Here is an 11130-nt window from a genome sequence, read left to right as displayed (position 1 = left end):
TGAGTCGATAACCCTCCTAGAGATGGCCAATGAGTTAAGAGAATTCCCATCAAATGCCGACAGACACCTAGGGAGACCTCAACCGTTTGGATTAGCAGCACTCGCGCTGCTGCTGTCGGGTTAAGATTCCATCGGTCTGTATGGATGATTGATGTGGGTTTGTTGGTTAGCATGGTGTCATGTTAACCCATGGTGAACTAAATGTCAAAAGCTCTCAGGTCTTTCTCTCACACCGTTGCCAGCATCAAGATTCATATAGTGTTTGTCACCAAATACCGTCATCCCGTCATCTCTGGGGAGATAGAAGAGGACATGAGCGAACTTTGTCGGAGCATCTGCGAGAAGAATGATTGTCTCCTAGAAGAGGCGAAGGCAGATTTAGGGACTAATGACCATATTCATTTATTGGTTGACCTAGCTCTAATGGTCTCTATTTCTAAGCTCTGCAATACGATGAAGACCGTTACCAGCCGCGAAATCAGGAAGCGTTTTGTGCGACAATTGAAACCGTACTATGGTCGTCCGGTTTTTGGGAAGCGTGGATTTAGTGTCGTCTCGGCTGGTTGCGCCTCGTTGGATGTCCTCAAAGCTTACATAGAGGGGCAAGGCTACGATGATTGACCTGACCGATCCTTGACCCCCACCTGCTGACGCGAGGTGGGGGAATGCGTCGCTATTTTTGTTCAATGAAAAGGAGAGATTAGCAAATTGCCAAAAAATGAGCAAACCAGCTTCCGAGATTATCAAGAAGATGGTCATCTTTGGATCACGTTATTTGCTGGTGAATACTATCCAGATATCCTATCATTAGCCTGTGAACTTTATCAACCTGTACTGGTCACATTTGGTCATCTGTTAAAGTCGTCCCATTCTTCAACGGATCTATTTTTGGCAATTACACAAATCCAACCCGTTTGGATGCGGATACAACTTGGTCGAGTATTCAGAAAATATGTGAGTCCAGAAACACCTGTAGAAATGCTCAAAAAAAAATCAAATGCTGATCAAATATGTAATCGATTTGGCAAGGGATTTCGTTTAATTACAGAAGTTCAATCCCAATTTTTGTCGAGACCTATGCCTGATGAGGCTTTATGTGCCGTGCTTTGGGAATATAAGGAGCGTGGTAAAAAAGGATATGATCTAACAGAAAGGCTATTTAAAATCGTTCGTGAACAATATTCAAAACTGGAGATTATCGGCCCTCAACGTGCTGGCAAAGATGTAATATTAGGAGAATTTTTTGATAATTATCCTCGACCAAATCGCCCAGTAGACTTTGTTTTATTACATAATAATCAGCCAGTTGCTGTGGGTTTAGCTAGGTATGATTCAGACCGAGGTGGTACTCAAGAAGATGATCGAACAGGCCAGTATCGTGATTGTGCTAGTGAGATTCTGAAATATGCTCAAACTAATGGATTAAATCTTAAAGTCATATTCCTTAACGATGGCCCCGGCTTACTTCTGGGTTCAATGTGGCGAGATTATGCGGATCTTGAGGATGCTTGGTATGGTAAAGTTAAGGTGGTTACTCTCCGAATGTTTCCAGAACGCATAAACATCGAGTGGTTAGTATCATAACAGTTAATTTATGGCAATTGGAATACCTAAAAAAGATAAATTGCTTGACGATAATCAAGTTGAGCTGGTCTATGCCCATAAAAAATCATACCAGGAAATTATTAATAGTGATTTAGTCGAATATCAAAGTATTTATTCTCATGCTTCACCTAAAAGGTTATACTTTGGCGATAATTTAGATGTTCTTCGTTTACTGGCTACGGAACCCGAAATATGCGGGAGTATTAATTTAATCTATATAGACCCACCCTTTGCAACAGAAAGCCATTTTTTGTCACGAAAACAGTCGAAGGCTTATGATGATACCTTAACGGGTGCTATGTTCGTGGAATTTTTACGAGAACGTCTGATATGGCTGCATCAATTACTGTCAAATCATGGCTCAATTTATTTACATCTTGATGAAAAGATGATTTTTCATATCAAGCTAATAATGGATGAAATTTTTGGTGCTGAAAACTATCGAAATATGATAGTCAGACAAAAATGCAATCCCAAAAATTATACTCGTAGAACTTATGGGAAAACCGCAGATTTTATATTATTTTATACCAAGTCAGATACATATATATGGAATCAACCCAAAGTCCCCTTGTCGGAAAATAGTAAAAAGGAGTATCAATATATTGAACCAGAAACTGGTCGTCAATTTATGAAGGTTCCACTCCATGCACCAGGTGTGCGTCATGGTGAAACTGGGAAGCCTTGGCGGGGTAAAATGCCGCCTCCGGGTAAACATTGGCAATATCCCCCAAAGACTCTGGATGAAATGGACGCACGAGGTGAAATATTCTGGTCTAAAAATGGTAATCCTAGAAGGAAGGTTTATCTCAATGAACATTCAGGGGTGGGAGTTCAGGATATTTGGCTAGAGTTCCGGGATGCTTATAATCAAAATGTTAAAATTACGGGATATCCAACTGAAAAAAATCCTGATTTATTGAGAAGAATAATTGCGGCTTCATCGAATCCAGGAGATTTGATACTTGATGGTTTTGCCGGTTCGGGGACAAGTTTGGCGATCGCTGATGAAATGCAACGTAATTGGATTGGTGTAGATCATAGTATAGAAGCGTTTAAGACAATTTTAAATCGATTTGAACATGGTATTAAACCTATGGGTGATTTTGTCAAAAGTAGTGGGAGTAATTCAGAGGAAGTTTATATACAACCAACATTATTTGACCAAGGCGCTTCTGACCAATTAGATAATCGGGCTAAAAGATTAGATAATCAGGACACTAAAATCACGGATTTCTCAATTTTTGTACCTAGCCCCATCCCCGCACAAATTGAGGATATTGTGAAGACATGGCAGGGTAATGGATAATTATTCTGGTTAGATGGAATCAGGGTCATGGGAGATAATTTGCTATCACTAGAAAATTAATTAGTTTGGGTAAGACGATCGCGGTCATGGGGTTGATGTAGCTCCAGGTCAGGACCGAGGGGGATAATTCCGCCGGGGTTGAGGGGAAATAAATTGCCGTAATAGTCTCGTTTAATAACTTCTAAGTTGCAGGTTTCGGCGACTTCGGGAAGTTGATATATATCGCGCAAATAGGGGTAGAGATTTTGATAATCCACTAGGCGGCGACGGTGGCATTTAAACAGGCTATAATAAACGGTATCAAATCTAAAGAGGGTGGTAAATAATCGGACATCTGCCAAGGTAATGCGATCGCCACATAAATAACGGGAATTGGCTAGGGTTTTGTCGATTAAATCGAGGGTATCAAATAGCTGATTACAGGCGGTTTCATAGGCGGTCTGGGTTTGGGCAAAACCACAGCGATAGACACCATTATTAACATATTGATAAATTTGCTCATTCCAAGAGTCGATCGCTTCTTTTAAGGCGGGAGGATATAAATCTAGATCGGGGTATTTCGCGAACTGCTGAAACTCGGAATTTAACATAACAATAATTTCGGCGCTTTCATTATTGACGATCGCCTTTTGCTGCGTGTCCCACAAGAGGGGGACAGTAGCTCGCCCCTGATAACCCGGTTTAGCATTATGATAGAATTCAGGTAGGGTGTTAAATTCGACTTCTGGCTGGTCAAAAACCCACATTCCCGAGTCGGGGGAAGGAGAAACGATATTTATGGATATCGCAGAGGACAACCCCTTTAAAGCCCGGACAACTAGGGTTCTGTGGGCCCAAGGACAACCCCAGCCCACAATTAACTGATAGCGTCCCGCCTCTGGGGGATAGGCTGCTGTCCCTACCTGGTGGCGAAATTGGCTTTCGGGGCGGATATATTCCCCAGAAGAATTACGGGGGGCTAACTTTGACATCATCAACCGCCACATAGTAGTCCAGGCGAACTTTCCTAAACGGACGATCGCCCCTGGGGGGAGGGGGCTACCGCTTTTTTTGGTGGGAGTGGGAGTGGGGGCCATAATTAGTGAACAGGAATTGTTGTAGTGAGACTAATTTAACTATTATAACCAAGTTAGAGATTATGGAAAATAGCGATTGGTTAAAACAACTGAAAACCCATAAAGCGATCGCTGTAATTCGCCCCCCCAGTTGGGAACTAGGTTTACAAATGGCTGGGGCTGTTAGCCGGGGCGGTATTCGCTTAATTGAAATTACCTGGAATGGTGAAAAGGCACCGGAAATCATTAGTAAACTTAGGTCAGAGTTGCCGGATTGTTTAATTGGGACTGGCACAATTTTAACTGAGCAAAATTTACGGGATGCTGTCAATTGTGGCGCACAATTTATATTTTCTCCCCACATTAATTTATCATTAATTCAATTAGCACAAGCCAGGACAATTCCGATAATTCCGGGGGCTTTATCGCCGACGGAAATTGTGACTGCGTGGCAAAATGGGGCGAGTTCTGTTAAAGTTTTTCCGATTTCAGCGGTGGGAGGTGTTGATTATATTAAAAGTTTACAGGGTCCCCTAGGTCAAATACCCTTGATTCCTACTGGGGGAGTAACTTTAAACAATGCTATGAAGTTTATTCAAGGGGGGGCTATAGCGGTGGGATTATCAGGAGATTTATTCCCTAAACAGGCGATATCCCAGGGTAACTGGCAGGAAATTACTGGGCGCGCGCAACATTTAATAGATATCCTGAACTCTGGGGATAAATCAGAAAACGGGGACAAATCCCATGATTCAGAAGGGGTAAAATTCTTCTAAAATGGATTTAGTCATGCACAGACTCTAGGAAGGTGAAATCATGAAAAGTTCAATTCCATGGCGTAAGCTGGGACTATTGGTAGCGGGGCTGAGTCTAGGGGTAACACTGCTTTACGGGGACTCAACTCCGGTACAAGCCCAAGAATTTCATAACATGATAGCGCGGCGGATGTTGGATTTACAACAGTCTTCGGAACGTTGGATTCAAATTGATCTGACTCGCCAACGGTTGATCGCTTGGGAGGGAAATAAAGCCGTTTATGCGGTGATTGTTTCTACTGGAAAACCCTCAACTCCTACCCGTGTTGGTAATTTTAGGGTTCAAACTAAGTATCGTAGTACCCGTATGACTGGCCCTGGTTATGATGTGCCGGATGTTCCTTATACAATGTACTACGATGGCGGCATGGCAATTCATGGCGCTTATTGGCATAATATGTTTGGAACTCCAGTTAGCCACGGTTGCACAAATGTTGCTGTAGACCATGCTAGATGGCTGTTTGAGTGGGCATCAGTTGGCACACCTGTTATAGTACATGAGTAATAGGATTTACAAGCCTAAACGAACTTTGGCAATTGGTGATATTCACGGTTGTTCGGTGGCTTTTGATACCCTAATTAGGGCGATTAAACTGCAACCAAATGACCAGATTATCACCTTGGGTGACTATGTGGATCGCGGCCCAGACTCGAAGGGAATTATCGATCGCCTCATCGATTTACATGACCGAGGACAATTGATTGCTTTGCGGGGAAATCATGAAATTTTGATGTTGCGATCGCGTTCTTTGGGTTGGGATGCCTGGTATCATTGGCAGGCTTCTGGAGGGGAAGAAACTATCGCTTCTTATGGTCATAATGGCGGGTATAAGGCGATTAATTCTATCCCTGAAAAACACTGGTATTTTCTCGAAAAGGTGTGTCGAAATTGGTGGGAAAACCGATCGCATTTTTTTGTTCATGCTAATGTGTATCCCAATTTACCTTTAAATAAACAACCGGAAAGGATGCTATTTTGGCAATCATTTGATCATCCTTCTCCTCACTATTCTGGAAAAACTATGGTTTGCGGTCATACTACCCAAAAAACTGGTCAACCTCTTAATATTGGTCATGCTATCTGCATTGATACTTGGGTTTGTGGTCAGGGTTGGTTAACTTGTTTAGATGTCAATAGTGGCAGAATTTGGCAAGCTAATCAAAAGGGGGAAAAACAAACTGGCTGGATTGATGATTTTGAGATTCCCTACGTCCCGATTCGATTTAGGATGCGCCTAAATCGGCGTTAAAATAGTAGCAAAATATCTCAATTAATGTTTATGCGAATTTTGGCGATTGGTGATATTCATGGCTGTTCAAAAGCCTTTGATACTCTCATAGATATGGTAAGTATTCAACCAGATGACCGCGTGATTACTCTGGGGGATTATGTCGATCGCGGTCCTGACTCTAAGGGGGTAATTGATAGGTTAATTTATCTGTATAATCAGGGTCAGTTAATCCCTCTACGGGGAAATCATGAAATTATGATGTTAGCAGCGCGATCGCATCCTAACAGTTTAGATACCTGGAAAATTTGTGGCGGTCAACAAACTATATTATCTTACCAAAATTCATCCCGAAAAAAACCTAAAATTAACCATATTTTACCTGAACATTGGGAATTTGTCGAACAAACCTGTTTAGACTATTGGGAAGAAGAAACTCATTTTTTTGTTCATGCTAATGTTGCGCCCAATATCCCCCTATCTAAACAATCCAATCACCATTTATTTTGGGAAAAGTTTTATAGTGCTAAACCTCACTATTCTGGTAAAACTATGGTATGTGGTCATACTAGCCAGAAAAGCGGAAAACCTGTAAATTTTGGCTATGCAATTTGTCTTGATACACGGGTATATAGCCCTAAAGGGTGGCTAACTTGTTTGGATATCAACACAGGTAAAATTTGGCAAGCTAATCAACAGGGAAAACGACGGGAAAGCTGGATTGATGAATTTATATCTAGCCCCCGCCATTTTAATTATGCACCGTGACAGATAATCAGCCTAACCCCCTGGTGTCAGCTTAATTGGACGACTGTTTGATTATTTAATAGGGTTTGACTGGTCAATATATCCTCGACTGTAATTCGTAAAAAACGCTGTTCATCAATCTGAAATTGTACCCGAATACGATCGCTACCAGGATTTCCCGGAGGGGTTAATTTAGCAATACTGCGTCCGGTGTCAGTATCATTTAAAGGTTGGACAGTAGCTTTTCCAGTGTTGAGACTGCGAGTAACTAGGCGATCGCCATCAAAAAAGACTTCTGTTCCCCCAGTTTCGTCGCCTAATTCACCAATAACTAATTCAATACTGGGTTGATTTTCTAAGGAAGCGCCTAACAATAATTCTACCGCTTCTGTCATGGGGTAGGGTTGACCAGATTTAATAATTGGATGCCAATCATGACAATTATCCCGGCGATTCCAATAGCGAACACCATAGCTATGATAAAGAAAGTCCTCAATTTTAGTGCCTAAACTTAGTTGTAATGCACCATGAGAAATCGCCTCAAAGGGTTTTTCGCTGCGAATTTGACTAGGGTTAAAATATTGCTTTACCCAGTCTTGAACAGCCGGAATTTGTACAGTCCCCCCTACTAATAAAACCGCGTCAATATCCCCCACTTCTATCCCTTGGCGACGCGCCTGCTGTAAAACCTGACCCATGGCTTTATCTAGGTTCTCAAAAAATTGGTTTTGTGTCAAGATTTCATTGAAGCGATCGCGAGTCATTTCTAACTCGTAACTCTCGAAGGTTTCCTCATTAAAATAAACTTCACTGGCTTGGGTTTTTAGGGATAACTGAATTTTCAGCTTTTCGGCTAAACGGGTGGTTAAAGCATTTTTGACTAATCCCTGGGTTTGGGCGAAATCATCTACCAGCCAATAGTCGATATCTGAACCTCCTAAATTCTGACCTGATTTGGCGATAACTCTCGCGGTTTTGGCTTTTTGTCCAGAAGATTCCGCTAAGGATTTTTGACCCCATTTCAGAATAAAACCTAGGGGATTTTTGGCGGTCGTGGCATCTAAACGGACTAGGGATAAATCCAGGGTGCCACCACCAAAATCTATGACTAGCAATAATTGGCGATCGCCTAATCCATAACCCAACGCCGCCGCTGTCGGTTCATCTATCATCCTCACTTGTGGGACTTCCAAGGACTCGCAGATACGACCTAACCAGTTGCGATAGGTTTCAAAACTATCTACGGGTACTGTAAAAATTAGGGAATCTACCGTTAGGGGAATGTTGCTGATAGCGGCGATCGCATTTTTTAAAAACCATTCTCCGGCGGTTTCAAAGGTGATTATCTCACCGTCAATTTCTGGTAAAAATCCCTGAATATTACTACCAATTCCCCGTTTAAAGTTACGGAAAAAACGCGGATCGTTGGCTAAATCATAACCGCGATCGCGCACTTGTTGACCTAATAAAACTTGTTTTTCCTTGGCATTTTCTACATAAAGCAGACTAGGAATTAATGGGGGATTTTGGGCTGAAATTTGTGACAAACCAGGTAATTTTAGGGTTTCCGGTTGTTCAGTAACTGGGTTCCAACGGGAAATTACTGTGTTACTGGTTCCCAAATCGATCGCGATCGTCATTGGATACTATATCAATAATATTGGCCTATAGTATATTATAGGACAATCAACCCCTACAGATAATTGTTATCCCCTAACCCACCCTCACCAAACCATACAGACCAGTATGCGGTAGTAAAATGTGACATTTCTCTTGTAACCTTGTTACAATGCTGGGCAAAATTTGTAATGGGAGTCGAACCCAGAATACGCCCAGTATCCAACCATGTTTTTTTTGTTTGATGTTCCCAACTTACCGAGTTGGCGGTTCACACTCGCTTCTGAAGGTTTGGCTACCAACAATTATCCGGGTTTATTCAAGTCTCAATTAGATCGGTTGCCCAATTTAAAGCCTGAATTTTTGTATCTAGTTGTCGATGATTTTGGGCTAAACTATCGGTCAATTTTTGCACCTCAGCCACATTAATCGTAGTTAATACTTTCAGTTCTCCTCTGGTATAGCGATCGTAGCGTTCTGATGCTGCTTCAACTGCCGCTTTATAAACACTGCGCTTGAGTTTGAGTGTATCCCTTTCTGCTAAAGCATCTGATAGAGATTTTCCCTCTAATTGCGTGACTGAGTTAGTCCGATTGATTTGCTGAATTAAACGCAGCAGTTCAGCGCTTAGATTTTCTAACTCCCCCATTAAGTCTTGGGGATCTTCGGGAGGTTCTTCGCCTTCCTGAACTTTCAGAGTTCGCAACAACCGCTGTTGTAATTGAGCGATTCGCTTCTGCAGATCAGCGCGTAAAATTAAGGCTTCTGCTAATTTCACAACCATCACCTCCCCCAAATTAACGGTATATGGTTTAGGACATTTTCCGACAATACCCCCATTTTAAATCTAAAATCAATTTTTGTCAAGACTTAATTTTGCTCTCTAGCAGTCATGGTTACTGTGACAACCTCAAGCCCGACTGAACTCGCCATAAGCCGTTATAAACTCCCTGTTTTTCCAGCAATTCCTCATGTCTTCCCCACTCGACTAATTGACCATCTTCCATCACATAAATACAGTCAGCATTGCGGATAGTGGAAAGACGATGAGCGATCGCAATAGTAGTACGATTTTGGGTGATGTATTCCAGCGATCGCTGAATGGCTGCTTCCGTTTCATTATCTACCGCTGATGTCGCTTCATCTAATATCAAAATGGGGGGATTTTTCAACACAGCACGAGCGATCGCAATTCGTTGTCGCTGTCCTCCCGATAGTTTCTGACCTCTTTCTCCCACAATCGTATCATATCCTAGGGGAAAACTATTGATAAAACCATCAGCCTCAGCCACTTTCGCGGCATTAACAATCTCATCAAAACTGGCATCAAAAGTGCCATAGGCGATATTTTCGGCTACAGTCCCATGAAACAGAAACACATCCTGACTGACTAAACCGATCGCTTTTCGTAAGTCCTCCAGTTTAATTTGTTGTAATTCTATGCCATCTATCAAAATGGTTCCTGACTGGATTTCATATAACCTTAATAACAGTTTGACCAACGTACTTTTACCAGACCCAGTAGCCCCGACAATAGCAATGGTATCTCCCGCAGGAATATATAGGGATAGGTTTTTAATGACTGGCATTTGAGGGTTATAGGAAAAAGTGATATTTTTAATGTCAATTTCTCCCCTAACTTCCTGACTATTTAAGGCAATATTTCCGGGGTGAGTAGCAATGGGGGTATCTAGTAAATTCATCACCCGATTGGTAGAAGCCATCGCCCGTTGATATTGGTCAAAAGTTTCTCCTAGGCGAGTTAAAGGCCACAGCAGACGCTGAGTAATAAACACCAAAACACTATAGCTGCCTACTGCTAACCGTCCTTCTATGGTTTGTAAACCGCCAACAATTAAGGTGGCAGTAAAACCAAAGAAAATCAAGAATCTAATCAGGGGAATAAAGGCGGCAGAAAAAGCGATCGCACGTCGATTAGCTAGTCTATAGCCTTGACTTTGCTTGCCAATTCTTTCCGCTTCATATTCTTCGGCGGTAAAACTTTTAATGGTGGTAATACCCGTCAAATTATTAGACAATTGACCATTCAGAAAACCAACTTTTTCGCGGACTTCTGCATAACGGGGCGCTAACCTTTTTTGAAACAGTATGGAACCCCCAACAATAAACGGCATCGGTAGCATAGCCAACCCAGCCACTTCGGGAGATATAATGAAAAAACCACCGCCGACAATTAATATTGTGGTCACTACTTGCAGAATTTCATTAGCCCCAACATCTAAAAATCTTTCCAGTTGATTAATGTCATCATTCAGGATAGACATTAAACTGCCGGTGCTGCGTTCTTCAAAATAGGATAACTCCAGATTTTGCAGGTGTCGATAAGCATCTAAACGCAGTTCATGTTGAATGGTTTGGGCGAGGTTACGCCACAGTAGTTTATAAATATATTCAAATAGGGATTCTAAACCCCAAATTATGCCACTGATAATCGATAAAACAATTAGTTGACTTTGGACATTTTCAATACCCCATCCGGCGATAAATGAGTCCTGTTCATTAACTACCACATCCACCGCCGCACCAATGAGAACCGGAGGCGCTAGGTCGAAGATTTTATTGAGAATTGAGCAAATACTGGCCTGCCAAATTTGCAGACGATAGCGATCGGCATATTCAAATAACCGCCTCAGAGGGGACTTAGAAATAGTAGGATTTTTGGTCACAATTTAAAGGTTGTTAAGTTTTGTAGAGATATGATAATTTTTTATTTTATGCACATAGCCAGCTTT

At 41.9% G+C, this 11130-nt stretch carries 11 protein-coding genes; 7 read left to right on the top strand and 4 right to left on the bottom strand.

The features are described from left to right. Positions 1–201 precede the first annotated feature (201 nt). The 3 genes from tnpA to ACTIE0_RS01635 all read left to right on the top strand — a co-directional run bounded on the left by tnpA (position 202) and on the right by ACTIE0_RS01635 (position 2914). Positions 202–621, top strand: a complete 420-nt coding sequence (gene tnpA, locus ACTIE0_RS01645; RefSeq protein ID WP_006669042.1) for an IS200/IS605 family transposase — start codon at positions 202–204, stop codon at positions 619–621. Between the two features lie 87 nt (positions 622–708). After that, complete coding sequence (locus ACTIE0_RS01640; protein WP_006626058.1) at positions 709–1584, top strand: hypothetical protein; 876 nt, start codon at positions 709–711, stop codon at positions 1582–1584. A gap of 10 nt (positions 1585–1594) precedes the next feature. Further along, a complete protein-coding gene (locus ACTIE0_RS01635) occupies positions 1595–2914 on the top strand; it encodes a site-specific DNA-methyltransferase (protein ID WP_006626057.1) in 1320 nt (439 codons plus the stop codon). A 56-nt stretch (positions 2915–2970) separates the two neighbouring features. Here the strand turns inward: ACTIE0_RS01635 and ACTIE0_RS01630 are convergent, their stop codons facing one another. Beyond that, entirely contained in the window at positions 2971–3990 is a 1020-nt protein-coding gene (locus ACTIE0_RS01630; RefSeq protein WP_006669041.1) for a glutathione S-transferase family protein, read from the bottom strand. 62 nt (positions 3991–4052) lie between these two features. Between ACTIE0_RS01630 and ACTIE0_RS01625 the strand changes: the two genes are divergently transcribed. From ACTIE0_RS01625 to ACTIE0_RS01610, 4 genes are read left to right on the top strand one after another with little or no spacing between them, the layout of a single operon-like run. Beyond that, on the top strand, positions 4053–4745 hold the full coding sequence (locus tag ACTIE0_RS01625) for a bifunctional 4-hydroxy-2-oxoglutarate aldolase/2-dehydro-3-deoxy-phosphogluconate aldolase (RefSeq protein ID WP_006669040.1): 693 nt from the start codon (positions 4053–4055) through the stop codon (positions 4743–4745). 40 nt (positions 4746–4785) lie between these two features. Further along, complete coding sequence (locus ACTIE0_RS01620; RefSeq protein ID WP_006669039.1) at positions 4786–5289, top strand: L,D-transpeptidase; 504 nt, start codon at positions 4786–4788, stop codon at positions 5287–5289. Further along, positions 5282–6034 (top strand): metallophosphoesterase family protein, encoded by a 753-nt coding sequence (locus tag ACTIE0_RS01615; RefSeq protein ID WP_006626053.1) that lies wholly within the window; start codon positions 5282–5284, stop codon positions 6032–6034. The genes ACTIE0_RS01620 and ACTIE0_RS01615 overlap by 8 nt, the downstream gene beginning before the upstream one ends. 24 nt (positions 6035–6058) lie before the next feature. Next, the gene (locus ACTIE0_RS01610) at positions 6059–6781 is read left to right on the top strand and encodes a metallophosphoesterase family protein (RefSeq protein ID WP_006626052.1); all 723 of its coding nucleotides are present in this window, start codon (positions 6059–6061) and stop codon (positions 6779–6781) included. Positions 6782–6807: 26 nt separating this feature from the next. Here the strand turns inward: ACTIE0_RS01610 and ACTIE0_RS01605 are convergent, their stop codons facing one another. The 3 genes from ACTIE0_RS01605 to ACTIE0_RS01595 all read right to left on the bottom strand — a co-directional run bounded on the left by ACTIE0_RS01605 (position 6808) and on the right by ACTIE0_RS01595 (position 11064). Next, positions 6808–8400, bottom strand: coding sequence for an Hsp70 family protein (locus tag ACTIE0_RS01605; protein ID WP_006626051.1), 1593 nt, complete (start codon positions 8398–8400; stop codon positions 6808–6810). Positions 8401–8696: 296 nt separating this feature from the next. Beyond that, a complete protein-coding gene (locus ACTIE0_RS01600; protein WP_006619497.1) occupies positions 8697–9161 on the bottom strand; it encodes a DIP1984 family protein in 465 nt (154 codons plus the stop codon). A gap of 112 nt (positions 9162–9273) precedes the next feature. After that, entirely contained in the window at positions 9274–11064 is a 1791-nt protein-coding gene (locus ACTIE0_RS01595; protein ID WP_006626049.1) for an ABC transporter ATP-binding protein, read from the bottom strand. Between the last annotated feature and the right edge of the window lie 66 nt (positions 11065–11130).

It is taken from the genome of Limnospira sp. (assembly GCF_051859755.1).
Taxonomy (GTDB): Bacteria; Cyanobacteriota; Cyanobacteriia; order Cyanobacteriales; family Microcoleaceae; genus Limnospira; species Limnospira fusiformis.
Note: the sequence above shows the minus strand (reverse complement) of the source record. Positions and strands in the feature narration are given on the sequence as shown.